Here is a 15667-nt window from a genome sequence, read left to right as displayed (position 1 = left end):
CCCACGCGCTTGCCAGACTGTCAATACGCAACGGCCACGCCGTCTGCCTGCCCGCGCGAAAGGCGGCATTCTAGACGCTCGGATGCACCAGAATGCGCAGCAGCCGTGAATTTTTGCCAGCGTTCCCGCCGCCCTTGCGCGGCGCGCGCTCAGCCTGCAAGTGCCTGGGCAATCGCCTGTCCGACGTCGCGCGTGCCGGCTGTGCCACCCAGGTCGCGGGTGCGTGGCGCGCCGCTGTCGGGTTGCAGCACGGCCTCGATCGCGCCGAGCACCGCATCGTGCGCGGCCCGGTAGCCCAGGAAATCCAGCATCATCGCGCCGCACCAGATCTGGCCGATCGGGTTGGCGATGCCCTGCCCCGCAATGTCGGGGGCCGACCCGTGCACCGGCTCGAACAGCGAAGGGTGTTCGCGCGTGGGATTGAGGTTGGCGCTGGGCGCAATGCCGATGGTGCCGGTGCATGCCGGGCCGAGGTCGGAAAGGATGTCGCCGAACAGGTTGCTGGCCACCACCACATCGAAGAAGTCCGGGCGTTGCACGAAGTGGGCCGTGAGGATGTCGATGTGGAACTTGTCCACTTTCACATCCGGATACGATTTCGCCATTTCCGCCACACGCTCGTCCCAGTAGGGCATGGTGATCGCAATGCCATTGCTCTTGGTCGCACTGGTCAGATGCTTCTTGGGGCGCGACTGGGCCAAGTCGAACGCGAACTTGAGCACGCGGTCCACCCCATGGCGGGACATCACCGTCTCCTGCATCACGATCTCGCGCGGCGTGCCTTCAAACATGCGCCCGCCGATGCTGGAGTATTCGCCTTCGGTGTTCTCGCGCACGATCATCATGTCGATCTCACCCGGCAGGCGCGGGCTGCCGTCGCGCCGCACCACGGGCGCGGTCACGCCGGGCATCAGGCGCGCTGGACGCAGGTTGATGTACTGATCGAACTCGCGGCGGAACAGCAGCAGCGATCCCCACAGCGACACGTGGTCGGCGATCTTCTCCGGCCAGCCCACGGCGCCGAAGTAGATGGCCTCGTGACCGCCGATCTGGTCCTTCCAGTTGTCGGGCAGCATCTTGCCGTGCTTCTCGCAGTAGTCCCAGCTCGAAAAATCGAAGTGGTCGAACTGCAGGTCGATGCCGAACTTCGACGCGGCGACCTCCATCACGCGCAGGCCTTCGGGCATGACTTCCTTGCCGATGCCGTCCCCGGCGATGACAGCGATGCGATGGGTTTTGCTCATGGTGTCTCCTGAAAAATGGCCTCGGACCGGATGGTGGATGCGCAAGCATAAGCCGGCCAAAGGCAATAATCCGGAAACCCATTGATTCCTACAGAGCAAGAATTGGAACGCTCCGATCTCGAACTGGTCTGCGCCATCCGCGCCCAGGGCAGCCTCGCCGGCGCCGCCCGCGTGCTGCAGGTGGCCCCACCCGCTGTGAGCAAACGCCTGGCCGCGCTGGAAGCGCAGCTCGGGCTGCGCCTGTTTCTGCGCACCACGCGGCGCGTGAGCCCCACGGCCGAAGGCGAAGCCCTGTGTGAACAGGCCACGCGGCTGCTGGGCGCCTTCCAGGCCGTGGAGGAATCCCTGCGCGAGCAACGGCGCGAACCGGCAGGCAGCATCCGCCTGGCCGCCACCTTCGGGTTCGGCCGACACTGGCTCGGGCCCGCCCTCGCCGAGTTCCAGAGCCGCCACCCCGCCGTGACGGTGCAGTTGCACCTGACCGAACAGTTGCCCGATCTGGCCGTCGAGGGCTATGACGGTGCCATCTGGCTCTGGAACGCGCCCCAGCGGCGCGCAGGCGAATGGACGGCACGGCGCCTGGCGCGCAACCAGCGCGTGCTGGTGGCAGCGCCGCACTACCTGCAATCGCGCGGCGCACCCGCGCAACCCGAGGACCTGGCCCGGCACGACTGTCTGGCCGTGCGCGAAAACGTCCATCCCAGCAACCCACGCTTCGACGAATGGCGGCTGGTCCACGACAGCAGCGGCCGCCAGGCCAGCGTCGCCGTGCAAGGGCCACTGAGCAGCAATTCTGGAGAGATGGTGCGCGACTGGTGCCTGGCCGGGCACGGCATCATGCTGCGCAGCCTGTGGGACGTGGCCCCCCGGCTCGCGGCCGGCGGTCTGGTGCGGGTGCTGCCCGCATGGTCCATGCCCGATGCCGATGTCCACTGGCTGGCGCCCTACCGGCCGCAGACGCCACGCCGCATCCGGCTGCTGGTGGACTTTCTGGCGCAGCGCTTCGAGGCCGAGCCCTGGAAGCTCAGCCCACCGGCTTCGGCACGCGCACCACGAGGCTCACGCCGAACGCCGTGAGCGCGATGCCGGCCACCGTCACCACCGTGATGGGTTCGCCGAACAGCAGCCACGCGATCAGCGCCGTGCACGGGGGCACGAGGTACATCAGGCTGGCGACCGAGGCCGCCGCACCGCGCTGGATCAGCAGGTACAGCAGCGAACTGCCACCCAGGGTCAGCCCGAGCACCGACCAGGCCATGGCGCCCGCCAGCTCGGCATTCCATTGCATGGGCTCGGCTTCCAGCAGCGCCAGCGGCAGCGTCACCAGCAGCGCCGCCGCCAATTGCACCGTGTTGGCGGTGCGCACGTCGCACGGTTTCACGAAACGTTTCTGGTAGAGCGTGCCCGCGGTGATGGCCAGCAAGGCCAGCAAGGCAAAAGACAGGTTCAGCCAGTTGGCCTGGTCGCCCGGCCCGCCCGAACCGAATTTGCGCGACACCACCAGCACCAAGCCGGCAAAACCCAGCAGCAGACCGGTCCACTGCCGGCGCGACACCGCCTGCCCACCCACGCTGGACAGCCACACTGCGGTCAGCACCGGCTGGATGCCGACGACCAAGGCCGATAAACCGGAGCCCATGCCGGCCTTGACCGCCGCCCACACGCCGCCCAGGTAGGCCGCGTGCATCAGCACGCCGGTGACCGCCAGGTGCAGGGTCTGGCGCCGATCGCCAGGCCAGCGCACGCCGGCCCACCAGATCCAGGGCAGAAAACACAGGATGGACAGCGCATACCGCACCGCCAGAAACTTCATGGGCGGTGCATAGGGCATGCCGTAACGCGCCACGATGAAGCCCGTGCTCCAGATCAGCACGAACACCCAGGGCATGGCCTGGAGCCACCGGGTGTCGGTTGCGCGTTCGCTCATGAATGCCCGCGACTCATCGGGCCTTGGCGCGGATTTCCGGCAAGGCCTTGCGCAGGTAATAGACCATCGACCAGACCGTCAGCACGGCCGAGGCCCAGATCAGCCATGTGCCCCAGACGTGCGTGTCGACCACGCCGAGCAGCACGCCGTTGAACAGCAGGAAGGGGATCGCCACCATCTGCACCGTGGTCTTGAGCTTGCCGATCATGTGCACCGCCACGCTCTTGGTGGCACCGATGATGGCCATCCATTCGCGAAGCGCCGAGATGGCGATCTCGCGACCGATGATGATCAGCGCCACGAACACGTTGGCGCGGTCCAGGTGCACCAGCACCAGCAGACTGGCACAGACCAGGAACTTGTCGGCCACGGGATCGAGGAAGGCGCCGAATGCCGAGGTCTGGTTCAGCTTGCGGGCCAGGTAACCATCGGCCCAGTCGGTCAGGGCAAACACCACGAACAGCACCGTCGCCAGCAGGTTCTGCTGCGCGGCGTTCAGACCTTCCCAGTAAAAGACGCCGATGATGAGCGGGATCGCAACAATGCGCGCCCAGGTCAGCAAGGTGGGAAGGTTGAAGAACATGGTGCGTGATTATGCGGGAGCCCGCCCTTAGCGCAGCGCACGGTAGATGGCATCGGCCAGTTCGGCCGAAATGCCGTCCACGGTCGCCAAATCCTCCACGCTGGCGGCCGCCACCCCACGCACGCCGCCGAAGCGTTGCAACAGACGGGCTCGCTTCTTGGGCCCCACGCCCGGGATGTCTTCGAGCTTGCTGCCGCCGGTGCGCACCTTGGCACGTTGCGCGCGCATGCCGGTGATGGCGAAGCGGTGGGCCTCGTCGCGGATCTGCGCCACCAGCATCAGCGCGGCCGAATCGTGGCCCAGGTAGACCTTGGGGCGGCCATCGGCGAACACCAGTTCTTCCAGCCCGACCTTGCGGCCTTCGCCCTTTTCCACACCGACGATCAGCGCGAGGTCCAGGCCCAGTTGCTGGAACACCTCACGCGCCATCGACACCTGGCCTTTGCCCCCGTCGACCAGCACCAGGTCGGGCATGCGCGGTCCCTTGGGCGGTTCGGCCGATTCGGCGGCTGCCACGACCGCCGGATCGGGCGCGTCGTCGCTGCGCTCCGGCGCCTCCGCCAGGGCCTCGCCCTGCTCGGCGCGCAAGGCCTCGGCGATCCTGCCGTAACGCCGCAGCAGCACCTGGCGCATGGCGGCGTAGTCGTCGCCCGGCGTGATGCCGTCGATGTTGTAGCGGCGGTACTGGCTGTTCTGCATCTTGTGTGCCTCGAACACCACGCACGAGGCCTGGGTCGACTCGCCCGCCGTGTGCGAGATGTCGAAACACTCGATGCGCAGCTCGTCGAGGTTGTCGTCCGGCAGGCCCAGCGCTTCGGCCAGCGCACGGGTGCGCGCCTGCTGCGACCCCTCTTCGGCCAGCAACCGTGCCAGCGCGATCTCGGCGTTCTTCTGCGCCATGTCGAGCCAGGCGCGGCGGTGCTCGCGCGGCTGGTGCACCGCGTGCACGCGGGCGCCGTTCTGCTCGGTCAGGGCCTCCATCAGGGCCTTGCTGACGGCGTGGCTGGTCACCAGTGTGTGCGGCAGCGCGGTGCCCAGGTAATGCTGGGCGATAAAGGCCTCGAGCACGCGCACGTGCACGCGCTCCAGCGGGTCCGCACCGGCCACCGGCGACGCGCCACCTTCCGTGCCCAGGCCCTCGTCGATCTGGGTGGCATCGTCCACGTGCGCGGGAAAGTACGGCCGGTCGCCCAGGTGGCGGCCACCGCGCACCATGGCCAGGTTCACGCAAGCCTTGCCGCCGAGCACGCGCACGGCCAGGATGTCCACGTCGCGGTCGCTGGCGCTTTCCATGGCCTGCTGGTGCAGCACCCTGGACAGCGCGCTCATCTGGTTGCGGATTTCGGCCGCCTGCTCGAATTCGAGCCGGTCGGCGTGCGCCATCATGCGCATTTCCAGCTCGTCCAGCACCTGCTGGGTCTCGCCACGCAGGAAGCGCTCGGCCGCCGCCACGTCGCGCCCGTAGTCTTCCGAATCGACCAGGTCGACGCAGGGGCCGCTGCAGCGCTTGATCTGGTAGAGCAGACAGGGCCGCGTGCGGTTGGTGAACACCGTGTCCTCGCAGGTGCGCAGGCGAAACACTTTCTGCAGCAGCGTGATCGACTCCTTGACCGCCCAGGCGCTCGGGTACGGCCCGTAGTAGCTGTGGCGCCGGTCCACCACGCCCCGGTAATAGGCCATGCGCGGGAACGCCAGGGACGGCACGGGCAAGGCACCGGCGGTGCGGTAGGTTTCGCGCGTGCCGGTGATCTTCAGGTAGGGGTAGCTCTTGTCGTCGCGAAACAGGATGTTGAACTTGGGGTTCAACGTCTTGATCAGGTTGTTTTCCAGCAGCAGCGCCTCGGCTTCGGAGCGCACCACCGTGGTCTCCATGCGCACGATGCGGCTGACCATGTGGCCGATGCGCGTGCCATCGTGGTTCTTCTGGAAATAGCTGCTGACGCGCTTCTTCAGGTTGCGCGCCTTGCCCACGTAGAGCACCTGGCCCTGGGCGTCGAAATAGCGGTAGACGCCGGGCAAGGGCGGCAGTGCGGTCACCTGGGCCAGCAACGCCTGGCTGTGCGCGGGTTTGTCGGCGTCGGACGGGGCATCGGTCATGGGCGCTATTGTGGACAATGCGCGCCATGCCTTCGCTGCTCTGGGACGTTTTCTGCACCGTGGTCGACAACCACGGCGACATCGGCGTGGGCTGGCGCTTCTCGCAGGGGCTGGCCGCTCGTGGCCAACGCGTCCGTCTGTGGGTGGACGACGCCTCGGCGCTCGCGTGGATGGCGCCCGAAGGCGACCCGGACGTGCAGGTGCGGCCCTGGCAAGGCATGCCGCCAACCGGGCTGGCCCCCGGCGATGTGCTCGTCGAAACCTTCGGCTGCGACATCCCGCCGGACTGGGTGCTGGCCGTGGCCCCACGGCCCGGCCCCTGGATCAACCTGGAATACCTGAGCGCCGAAAGCTACGTGGCGCGCATGCACCGCCTGCCTTCACCCGTGCTCAACGGCCCCCTGGCCGGCCGCACCAAACACTTCTTCTACCCCGGCTTCACGCCGGACACGGGCGGCCTGCTGCGCGAAACCGACCTGGCGGCACGCCAGGTCCGCTTCGACCGCAGCGCCTGGCTGCATCGGCACGCCGACGGCTGGCAGGGCGAACCCGTGCACAACCTGTTCTGCTACGAACCTGCCGGCCTGCCCGCCTGGCTGGACAGGCTGCGCGCACCCGACCAGCCCCCCGCCCACGTGCTGGTGGCCCCGGGTCGCGCCGCCGCCGCGGTGCGCCAGCACCTGGGCCCGGCCACACAGCACGGCCCGTTGCGCCTGACCTGGCGCCCCCCTTGCAGCCAGGCCGAATTCGACGAAGGCCTCTGGGCCAGCGACACCAACTGGGTGCGGGGTGAAGACTCGCTGGTGCGCGCCCTGTGGGCCGGCCGGCCGCTGGTCTGGCACATCTACCCGCAACACGACGGCGCCCACCACGCCAAGCTGGCGGCCTTCCTGGACTGGCTGGACGCCCCGCCCGACCTGCGTTCGGTGCACCGCTGCTGGAACGCCGACACGCCGCAAGACATGCCCGCTCACGATCCGATGGACTGGGTAGCCACACTGGCCCGCGCCCGGGAACGGCTGCTCGCGCAACCCGATCTGGTGTCGCAACTGCTGGATTTCGTGGCGGCCACCGCGCCCCACTGACCCCGCCGGCGTGGCTCAGCCGGCGCGCCCCTCGCTCAGCGCCGGTGCCACACGCAGGAACGCCTCCCGCAACACCGCGACCGCCGGCAACTCGGGCCCCGACCCCCGGTGCGTGAGCATCATCCCGTGCTCATCGGGAATGCCAACGCGATGCGGATCTGGCGCAACGCGGCCAGCATCGAAGGGCTGGACAGGCGGGGCGCCATCGGGATTGGTTAAAATCGCAGGTTTTGCAAAGGGCCACGGCCCGCTTTGCCGCCGGAAGTTCCGCATGGGGTGGGACCCCTGCCCCGCGGCTGGAACCCTACCTACTCCCAGATTCACCATGAAAATCGCCCAAGAAATCCGCGCCGGCAACGTCATCATGCACGGCAAGGACCCGATGATCGTCCTGCGCACCGAATACGCCCGCGGCGGCCGCGGCGCGGCCACCGTCCGCATGAAGCTCAAGGGCCTGCTGGGCAACATCGGCACCGAAGTCGTGTTCAAGGCCGACGACAAGATGGACCAGATCATCCTGGACCACAAGGAGTGCACCTACTCCTACTTCGCCGACCCGATGTACGTGTTCATGGACACCGAGTACAACCAGTACGAGGTGGAAGCCGAGAACATGGGCGATGCCCTGAACTACTTGGAAGACGGCATGGCCGTGGAAGTGGTGTTCTACGACGGCAAAGCCATCTCGGTCGAACTGCCCACCAGCGTCGAGCGCGTGATCACCTGGACCGAACCCGCCGTCAAGGGCGACACCTCGGGCAAGGTGCTCAAGCCCGCCAAGATCGCCACCGGTTTCGAAGTCGCCGTGCCGCTGTTCGTGGCCCAGGATGACAAGATCGAAATCGACACCCGCACCGGCGAATACCGCAAGCGCGTCTGAACACCGTGCTTGCACGCGCCGGCGCTGCGCGGATCGCCGCTCCCCGACAGGACGGACGGCCTCCAGCGCGCCCCGGCGGGAGGCCGTTGGCGACCTCCCACCCAGGCTCCTGACGGAGCCTTTTTTTCGCCCCCACCATGGAACTGCTGTCCCGCATCGCCGACGTGATCGTCCCGGTCTTCCTGATCGTGGCGATCGGCTACACCTACGGGCGCCGGCACGCGCCAGACCTCGGTGCCTTCAACCGCATCGCGCTGGATGTGCTGGCGCCGCTGCTGGTGTATGCCGCCCTGGCCGACCGCGACTTCCAGCTCTCCGCCCATGTGCCGCTGCTCATCGGCGGCACCGTGCTGATCCTGGGCAGTGGCCTGCTGGCCTGGCCCCTGGCGCGCCGCTTCGGCGCCGAACCGCGCACCCTGGTGCCGGTGATCATGTTCAACAACTGCGGCAACATGGGCCTGCCGCTGGCTCTGCTGGCCTTCGGCACCGCGAATTTCGGGGCCGCCGTTGCCCTGTTCGCGGTCAGCAACCTGCTGCATTTTTCTGTCGGGGCACGCATCACCAGCCGCGTGGCGCGCACCCGCGACCTGCTCACCAGCCCCTTGATGATCGGTACCGCACTGGGTTTCGCCAGCGCGCTGACCGACCTGCGCCCTCCCGCCCCGGCGCTGGCCGGCATGAAGCTGCTGGGCGACGCCCTGCTGCCCATGATGCTCTTTGCCCTGGGAACGCGCCTGACATCGCTCACCCGCAGCGGCCTTGCACAGGGCCTGCTCGGTGCCCTGGCCCGCCCACTGATCGGACTCGCGCTGGGCATTCCGCTGGCCTGGGCCCTCGGCCTGGAAGGTGCGGCGCGGGGCCAGTTGCTGCTGTTTGCCGCCCTGCCACCCGCCGTGGTGCAGTACATGCTTGCCGAACGTTATGGCCAGGAACCCGACAAGGTGGGCGCAATGATCATGCTGGGCAATGCCCTGTCCGTGGTCTTTGTCCCGCTGGCCCTCGCGCTCGGGCTCTGAGCGCCATCCTCCCGTTTCAAGACACCGCTGAAAGGACCCTCTCGATGCAACCCACCCAGCACCTGAGCGAACAGCGCCTGGCCGACGCCTGGGCCGAGCTGCAGGCCCAGTCCAACAACGGCACCGCCCTGACCGCCGACGCCTACCGCCTGGCCTTCGCCGACCCCGAGTTCATGCTCCGGCGGGAAACCCGGGGCATCCGCATCCAGCTGGAAATGCTCAAACCCGATCTGGCGCAGGCCAGCATGGGCGTTCAGCACACCGTCGTGGTGTTCGGTAGCGCCCGCATCCGCGAACCCGCGGTGGCCGCCGAACAGCTCGCCGCCGCCGAGGCCGGGGGCGATGCACGCACCATCGCCAAGGCACGCGCCCTGATGCGCAACGCCCACTACTACGACGAAGCCCGTGAATTCGCGCGCATCGTCGCCCGCTACAGCCGGCACTGCCCGCGCGAGGAGCAGATGTTCGTCTGCACCGGCGGCGGGCCCGGCATCATGGAAGCCGCCAACCGGGGCGCCCACGACGAAGGGGCCCTGAATGTGGGGCTCAACATCACGCTGCCGCACGAGCAGTCGGGCAACGCCTACGTCACACCCGACCTGGGCTTCAAGTTCCACTACTTCGCGATGCGCAAGATGCACTTCATGATGCGCGCGAAGGCCCTGGTGGCGTTCCCCGGCGGTTTCGGCACGCTGGACGAGCTGTTCGAGGTCATCACGCTCGTGCAGTGCCAGAAAGCCAAGCCGGTCCCCATCGTGCTGTTCGGCAGCGACTACTGGCGCCGGCTGCTCAACCTCGATCTGCTGGTGGAAGAAGGCACGATCTCGCCGGAAGACGTGAACCTGGTCAAGTACGTGGACGACCCGCAGACGGCCTGGGAACACATCCTGGCGTTCTACAACCTGCCGGACGTGCCGTCGCGCTGCGGATAAACAGGGTGGCCCGCCGGCGGCGGGCCACCGGGACGCGGCAGACGCCGCGCCAGGGATGCTTCAGTAGCCGCCGCCCAGGGCCTTGTACAGCGTGACCTGGTTCAGGCGCTGCGCCAGCGCGGTCTGCACCTGCGCCTGCCGGGCCGTGAACAGCGAACGCTGGGCATCGAGCACGTCGAGGTAGCTGGCCACGCCGTTGCGGTAACGCAGCTCGGCCAGACGCATGCGGTCGGACTCGGCACGCACGAGGTCTTCCTGCGCCTTGAGCTGTTCGCCCAGGGTGGCCCGGCCGGCCAGCGCGTCGGCCACTTCGCGGAACGCGGTCTGGATGCTCTTCTCGTACTGGGCCACGGCGCCGTCGCGTGCGGCGCGGGCCGCGCCGAGCGAGGCCTGGTTGCGGCCGAGATCAAAGATCGGCAGCAGCGCCTGCGGTGCCAGCGTGAAACCCCAGGAGCCGTCCTTGAGCAGCCCCGACAGCTCGGTGCTGGCCGAACCCAGCGACGAGGTCAGCGAGATACGCGGAAAGAAAGCCGCACGGGCCGCGCCGATGTTGGCATTGGCCGCACGCAATTGCTGCTCGGCCTGGCGGATGTCCGGACGGCGCTCCAGAAGGTCCGAAGGCAGGCCTTCGGGCACATCGGGAAGGGCAACGGTTTGGGCCGAAGGCACCTGCGGCAGCCATTCGGCCGGCACCGCCTGCCCCACCAGCAAAGCCAGCGCATTGCGGTCCTGTTCGCGCTGGCGCTGCTGCTGGGCCAGCGTGGCCCGCGCGGTGGCCGCCAGCGACTCGGCCTGCCGCAGGTCCAGCGCGGACGAAGCGCCGTTCTCGAACCGCAGGCGCGTCAGGCGCAGTGATTCGTCGCGCGTGACCTGGGTGTCGCGCGTCAGCGCCAGCAGTTCCTCATCGGCCTGCAGCGTCAGCCAGGTGCTCGTCACGGCCGCCACCAGGCTGGTCTGCGCCGCATGCAAGGCTTCTTCGCTGGCCAGGAAGTTGGCCAGCGCCGCTTCGCGCAGGCTGCCGAGGCGGCCGAAGAAATCGATCTCCCAGGCGCTCACCAGCAGGCCGGCGGTGTAGGTGCTGCTGATGTTGCCGCCTTCGGTGGCCACACGCTCGCCCGTCACGCCCACGTTCAGCGTGGGCGCCACGTTGGCGCGGGCGATCTGGTACTGGGCACGGACCTGTTCGACATTGGCCATTGCCACGCGCAGGTCGCGGTTGTTGGCCAATGCCAGCCGGACCACTTCGCGCAGGCGCTCGTCGGCCACGAAATCGCTCCAGGCCGGCAGGGCGGCGGCAGCAGCGGCCTGTGCGGCCGGCGCACCACTGAACGTGGCGGGCACGGGCGCCTCGGGGCGCTGGTACTCGGGCGTGAGCGAACAGGCGGACAGCGCGGCCAGGGCCAGGGCACCGAGCGCCCAGCGGCCGGAGCGGGAGAAACGGGTCAGGGGGGTAGCAAGGTCACTCATCGCTCTTGGCTCCGATGTGCGAATGTTCGGCCGCAAACTGTTGCTGGCGGGCGCTGCCCTTGAACAGCGAACGCACGACCACAAAGAAGATCGGCACGAAGATCACCGCCAGCGCGGTGCCGGTGATCATGCCGCCGATCACGCCGGTACCGATGGCCCGCTGGCTGGCGGAACCGGCCCCGGAGGCGATGGCCAGCGGCAGCACGCCGAGCGTGAAGGCCATGGAGGTCATGACGATGGGACGGAAGCGCAGGTGCGCCGCCGCCAGCGCGGCTTCGATCACGCTCTTGCCCTGGGCCTGCAGGTCCTTGGCAAATTCGATGATCAGGATGGCGTTCTTCGCCGACAGGCCGATGATGGTGATCAGCCCCACTTGGAAGTACACGTCGTTGGCATAGTTGCGAAGCAGCGTGGCCAGCAGCACGCCGAGCACACCCAGCGGCACCACCAGAATCACCGAGAACGGAATCGACCAGCTTTCGTACAGCGCTGCCAGGCAGAGGAACACCGCCAGGATGGCAAACGCGTAGACGATGAGCGCCTGCGAACCCGCCAGCTTTTCTTCGCGCGACTGGCCGGTCCATTCGAAACCGAAGCCCTGCGGCAGTTGCGCCGCCAGCTTTTCCATTTCGGCCATGGCGTCACCGGTGCTGAAGCCGGGCGCCGCGCCACCGCTGATGCGCATGGACGGGTAGCCGTTGTAGCGCACGGTCTGCATCGGGCCGGTGACCCAGTGGGTGCTGGCGAAGGCAGACAGTGGCACCGCCTGCCCCTTGCTGTTGAGCACGTTCAGGCGCAGCAGGTCTTCCGGCTGCATGCGGGCGGCCGCGTCGGCCTGCACCACCACCCGTTGCAGGCGGCCGGCGTTCGGGAAGTCGTTCACGTAGCTGGAACCCAGCGCGGTGCCGATAGCGGTGCTGATGGACGCGAAGTCCACCCCTTGCGCGTTGGCCTTGTCGCGGTCGATGTCGAGCTGCAACTGCGGCGCGTCTTCCAGGCCGTCCGGGCGCACCTGGGTCAGCACCTTGCTCTGCGATGCCATGCCCAGCAACTGGTTGCGCGCGGCGACCAGCGCTTCGTGCCCACGACCGGCGCGGTCCTGCAGGCGGAACGTGAAGCCCGACGACGCCCCGAGCTCGGGGATCGGTGGTGGGCTCAGCGGAAAGATGAACGCATCGCGGATGCCCGACAGCGCGCCGAAGGCACGGCCAGCCAGCGCCTGGGCCGAGCTGCCCGGCCCGGTGCGTTCGGTCCAGTCCTTGAGGGTCACGAACGCCAGCGCGGCGTTCTGCCCCTGCCCGGAGAAGCTGAAGCCCAGCACGCTCACCATGCTCTCCACTTCGGGTTGCTGCAACACGAAGCCTTCCACCTGCTTCATCACTTCCAGCGTGCGCTCGCGGGTGGCCCCCGGCGGCAGTTGCACGTTCACGAGCATGTTGCCCTGGTCTTCGTTCGGCAGGAACGACGTGGGCAGGCGGTTGTAGACCACGGCGGCGGCGGCCACGATGGCGGCATAGATCACCAGCGTGCGGCCGGCGCGCGGCAACAGCGCCGCCACGCCCTTTTCGTAGCGCTTGGCGGTGCGGGAGAAGCCACGGTTGAACCAGCCGAAGAAACCCTTCTTCTCGTGATGGTGCCCCGCCTCCACCGGTTTGAGCAGCGTAGCGCACAGCGCCGGCGTGAGCGACAGCGCCATGAAGGCCGAGAAGGCGATGGACATGCCCATCACCGCGGCGAACTGGCGGTAGATGTTGCCGACAGCGCCACTGAAGAAAGCCAGCGGCACGAACACCGAGATCAGCACCACGGTCACGCCGATGATGGCGCCCGAAATCTGGCCCATGGCTTTGCGCGTGGCCTGCAGCGGCGGCAAGCCCTCTTCGCTCATGATGCGCTCGACGTTCTCCACCACCACGATGGCGTCGTCCACCACGATACCGATCACCAGCACCATGCCGAACATGGTCAGCACGTTGATCGAGAAGCCCAATGCCAGCAGGCCCGCAAAGGTGCCCAGCAGTGCCACCGGCACCACGATGGTCGGGATCACGGTGTAGCGCCAGTTCTGCAGGAACAGGAACATCACCAGGAACACCAGTGCCACGGCTTCCAGCAGCGTTTCGGCCACCTGCTGGATGGAGATCTTCACGAAGCGCGAGCTGTCGTAGGGGATGGCCCACTGCATGCCTTCGGGGAAGTAGCGCTCCAGTTCGGTCATCTTGGCGCGCACCGCCTCGGCGGTGGCCATGGCGTTGCCACTGGGCGCCAGTTGCACACCGATACCGGTGGAAGGCTGGCCGTTGAGACGGGCTTCCGTGGCGTAGGCCTGGGCGCCCAGTTCGATTCGTGCCACGTCCTTGAGGCGCACGGTCGAGCCGTCGCTGCCGGCCCGCAGCACGATGTCGCCGAACTGCTCGACCGTGCTGAACTGGCCGTTGACGACCACGGTGGCGGCGATGCTCTGGCCGGCCACGTTGGGCAGGGCCCCGATTTCGCCAGCCGACACCTGCACGTTCTGCGCGCGGATGGCGGTGGTCACATCGGCCGCGCTGAGGTTCAGGCCCAGCAGCTTGGCCGGGTCGATCCAGACCCGCATGGCGCGCTCGGTACCGAACAGCTGGGCCTGGCCCACGCCAGGGATGCGCTGGATTTCCGGCACGATGTTGCGAGCGGCATAGTCGCCCAGCGCCACCGGGTCCCACTTCGGGTCATCGCTCGACAGGATGGTGAACAGCAGGAAGTTGCTGCGCGACTTGTCCACGCGCACGCCTTGCTGCGTCACCGCAGCGGGCAGGCGTGGCGTGGCCCGCGACAGCCGGTTCTGCACATCCACCTGCGCCAGATCGGCGTTGGTGCCGGCCTCGAAACTCAGCGTGATGCTGCCGGAGCCGTCGGCCTGCGCCACCGACTCCATGTAGATCAGGCCGGGCGAGCCGTTCATCTCGCGCTCGATGACCGACAGCACGCTGTCTTCGAGCGTCTGGGCCGACGCGCCGGGATAGGCGGCCGAAACCACGATGGCGGGCGGCGCCACCGGTGGGTACTGGGCGATCGGCAGCTGCGTGATGGACACGGCCCCGAGCACCATGATGAACAGGGCGATCACCCACGCAAAGATGGGGCGGTCGATGAAAAACTTCGCCATGTCGGGCGCTCCTTATTCGCTCTTGGCCGGGGCCTGACCACCGGCCGGTGCCGCGGCGGCAGCACCTTGCGGCGCCCAGGGAACGGCCTTGACCGGCGTCCCCGGGGGCATCATCTGCAGCTTCTGGAAGCCGTCGACCATCACCTGCTCGCCGGTCTTGAGCCCATCCAGAACCACCCACTGGCCGTTCTGCTGGCCACCGATGCGCACAACACGCCGTTCGATCTTGCCTTCGGCCGACACCACCTGCACCGTGTCGCCCTGGGCCGATCGCGTGACAGCCTGCTGCGGCAGCAGCACGGCGTCACCGGCCTTGGCCTGCTCCAGGCGCACGCGCACATACAGGCCCGGCAGCAGCACGCCCTTGGGATTGGGCACTTCGGCGCGCAGCGTCACCTGGCCGGTGGTGCTGTCCACCGTGAGGTCGGAAAACAGCAAGCGACCGACCTGCCCGTATTCGGTGCCGTCTTCCAGCACCACACGCACCGCCGCGGCGTCCTGGCCAGCCGACTTGAGCTGGCCCGCCTCCATGGCGCGGCGCAGACGCAGGGCCTCGGTGGCCGACTGCGTGAAGTTCACATACAGCGGGTTGACCTGCTGAACCACCGCCAGCGCCGTCGCCTCGCCCTGCCCGACCAGCGCGCCCTCGGTCACCAGCGCGCGGCCGATGCGCCCGGAAATCGGCGACGTCACGTTGGCATAACCCAGGTTGATGCTGGCGGTCTGCACCGCGGCCTTGCCGGCCGCCACATCGGCCTCGGCCACCTTCTGCGCGGCCAGCGCGTTGGCGTATTCCTGCTGGCTGATGGCGTTTTCGGCCACCAGCGGCTTGTAACGGTCCGCCAGCGCCGTGGCCTGCACCAGGCTGGCTTCGGCCTTGGCCAGACTGGCCCTGGCACTGGCCAGTGCGGCTTCGTAAGGCGCCGCATCGATGCGGAACAGCACTTGGCCGGCCTTGACGTCGCTGCCTTCCTGGAAACTGCGTTGCTGCAGGATGCCCGCCGCCCGGGCGCGCACCTGGGCGACGCGCGAGGCTTCCAGCCGCCCCGGCAATTCGGTCAGCAATCCCACATCACCCGGCGCCACCGTCACCACACCGACTTCAGGCGCCGGCATGCCCCCACCGGCCGCCGCCTGGGGCGCCTCCGACGGGCTGCAGGCGGCCAGCGCGGCGACCAGCGGCAACAGGAACAAGGGCCCCAACGGGCTCCGGGAAACGGGCCGGCGGCGCGGGTTCTGGCCGGCAACAAGGCAGCTTTGGGGACGTTGAGCGCTGGGCATGGCGATCCTT

The 15667-nt window shown here is 68.1% G+C and carries 12 protein-coding genes; 5 read left to right on the top strand and 7 right to left on the bottom strand.

Features of this window, described 5'->3' with window-relative positions:
• Window positions 1–149 precede the first annotated feature (149 nt).
• Complete coding sequence (locus QQK43_RS01230; protein ID WP_234263112.1) at window positions 150–1244, bottom strand: tartrate dehydrogenase; 1095 nt, start codon at window positions 1242–1244, stop codon at window positions 150–152.
• Between the two features lie 102 nt (window positions 1245–1346).
• On the opposite strand from QQK43_RS01230, the gene QQK43_RS01225 reads away from it, so the two are divergent.
• Window positions 1347–2321: a LysR family transcriptional regulator gene (locus tag QQK43_RS01225; RefSeq protein WP_284306295.1), complete on the top strand. Its 975-nt coding sequence runs from the start codon at window positions 1347–1349 to the stop codon at window positions 2319–2321.
• Here the strand turns inward: QQK43_RS01225 and QQK43_RS01220 are convergent.
• The 3 genes from QQK43_RS01220 to uvrC are packed head-to-tail and all read right to left on the bottom strand — an operon-like array spanning window position 2269 to window position 5851.
• Window positions 2269–3171: a DMT family transporter gene (locus tag QQK43_RS01220; protein WP_284306294.1), complete on the bottom strand. Its 903-nt coding sequence runs from the start codon at window positions 3169–3171 to the stop codon at window positions 2269–2271. The genes QQK43_RS01225 and QQK43_RS01220 overlap by 53 nt on opposite strands.
• Window positions 3172–3184: 13 nt before the next feature.
• Window positions 3185–3754: a CDP-diacylglycerol--glycerol-3-phosphate 3-phosphatidyltransferase gene (gene pgsA, locus QQK43_RS01215; RefSeq protein ID WP_284306293.1), complete on the bottom strand. Its 570-nt coding sequence runs from the start codon at window positions 3752–3754 to the stop codon at window positions 3185–3187.
• Window positions 3755–3781: 27 nt separating this feature from the next.
• Entirely contained in the window at window positions 3782–5851 is a 2070-nt protein-coding gene (uvrC, locus tag QQK43_RS01210; protein WP_284306291.1) for an excinuclease ABC subunit UvrC, read from the bottom strand.
• Window positions 5852–5868: 17 nt separating this feature from the next.
• On the opposite strand from uvrC, the gene earP reads away from it, so the two are divergent.
• The 4 genes from earP to QQK43_RS01190 all read left to right on the top strand — a co-directional run bounded on the left by earP (window position 5869) and on the right by QQK43_RS01190 (window position 9764).
• The gene (gene earP, locus QQK43_RS01205) at window positions 5869–6936 is read left to right on the top strand and encodes an elongation factor P maturation arginine rhamnosyltransferase EarP (RefSeq protein WP_234263120.1); all 1068 of its coding nucleotides are present in this window, start codon (window positions 5869–5871) and stop codon (window positions 6934–6936) included.
• Window positions 6937–7261: 325 nt separating this feature from the next.
• Window positions 7262–7816: an elongation factor P gene (efp, locus tag QQK43_RS01200; protein ID WP_234263121.1), complete on the top strand. Its 555-nt coding sequence runs from the start codon at window positions 7262–7264 to the stop codon at window positions 7814–7816.
• Between the two features lie 137 nt (window positions 7817–7953).
• Window positions 7954–8832 carry an AEC family transporter gene (locus tag QQK43_RS01195; protein WP_284306290.1) on the top strand — a complete coding sequence of 293 codons (879 nt, stop codon included), beginning with the start codon at window positions 7954–7956 and terminating at the stop codon, window positions 8830–8832.
• A gap of 44 nt (window positions 8833–8876) precedes the next feature.
• A complete protein-coding gene (locus tag QQK43_RS01190; RefSeq protein WP_284306289.1) occupies window positions 8877–9764 on the top strand; it encodes an LOG family protein in 888 nt (295 codons plus the stop codon).
• A 60-nt stretch (window positions 9765–9824) separates the two neighbouring features.
• On the opposite strand, the gene QQK43_RS01185 is transcribed toward QQK43_RS01190, so the two are convergent.
• The 3 genes from QQK43_RS01185 to QQK43_RS01175 are packed head-to-tail and all read right to left on the bottom strand — an operon-like array spanning window position 9825 to window position 15657.
• Window positions 9825–11231, bottom strand: coding sequence for an efflux transporter outer membrane subunit (locus QQK43_RS01185; RefSeq protein ID WP_284306288.1), 1407 nt, complete (start codon window positions 11229–11231; stop codon window positions 9825–9827).
• Window positions 11224–14376, bottom strand: coding sequence for an efflux RND transporter permease subunit (locus QQK43_RS01180; protein ID WP_284306286.1), 3153 nt, complete (start codon window positions 14374–14376; stop codon window positions 11224–11226). Before QQK43_RS01180 ends, QQK43_RS01185 begins: the two co-directional genes overlap by 8 nt.
• Before the next feature lie 12 nt (window positions 14377–14388).
• Window positions 14389–15657, bottom strand: a complete 1269-nt coding sequence (locus tag QQK43_RS01175; protein WP_370465187.1) for an efflux RND transporter periplasmic adaptor subunit — start codon at window positions 15655–15657, stop codon at window positions 14389–14391.
• Between the last annotated feature and the right edge of the window lie 10 nt (window positions 15658–15667).

Origin of the sequence: Hydrogenophaga electricum (genome assembly GCF_030160815.1) — a bacterium.
In the GTDB taxonomy this organism is placed as follows: domain Bacteria; phylum Pseudomonadota; class Gammaproteobacteria; order Burkholderiales; family Burkholderiaceae_C; genus Hydrogenophaga; species Hydrogenophaga electricum.
Note: the sequence above shows the minus strand (reverse complement) of the source record. Positions and strands in the feature narration are given on the sequence as shown.

Bases quoted from the DNA above. Each gene is read 5' to 3' on its own strand.
- pgsA (WP_284306293.1), bottom strand. From the start codon at position 3,754: ATGTTCTTCAACCTTCCCACCTTGCTGACCTGGGCGCGCATTGTTGCG.
- QQK43_RS01180 (WP_284306286.1), bottom strand. From the start codon at position 14,376: ATGGCGAAGTTTTTCATCGACCGCCCCATCTTTGCGTGGGTGATCGCC.
- QQK43_RS01220 (WP_284306294.1), bottom strand. From the start codon at position 3,171: ATGAGCGAACGCGCAACCGACACCCGGTGGCTCCAGGCCATGCCCTGG.
- uvrC (WP_284306291.1), bottom strand. From the start codon at position 5,851: ATGACCGATGCCCCGTCCGACGCCGACAAACCCGCGCACAGCCAGGCG.
- efp (WP_234263121.1), top strand. From the start codon at position 7,262: ATGAAAATCGCCCAAGAAATCCGCGCCGGCAACGTCATCATGCACGGC.
- QQK43_RS01190 (WP_284306289.1), top strand. From the start codon at position 8,877: ATGCAACCCACCCAGCACCTGAGCGAACAGCGCCTGGCCGACGCCTGG.
- earP (WP_234263120.1), top strand. From the start codon at position 5,869: ATGCGCGCCATGCCTTCGCTGCTCTGGGACGTTTTCTGCACCGTGGTC.
- QQK43_RS01185 (WP_284306288.1), bottom strand. From the start codon at position 11,231: ATGAGTGACCTTGCTACCCCCCTGACCCGTTTCTCCCGCTCCGGCCGC.
- QQK43_RS01195 (WP_284306290.1), top strand. From the start codon at position 7,954: ATGGAACTGCTGTCCCGCATCGCCGACGTGATCGTCCCGGTCTTCCTG.
- QQK43_RS01175 (WP_370465187.1), bottom strand. From the start codon at position 15,657: ATGCCCAGCGCTCAACGTCCCCAAAGCTGCCTTGTTGCCGGCCAGAAC.
- QQK43_RS01230 (WP_234263112.1), bottom strand. From the start codon at position 1,244: ATGAGCAAAACCCATCGCATCGCTGTCATCGCCGGGGACGGCATCGGC.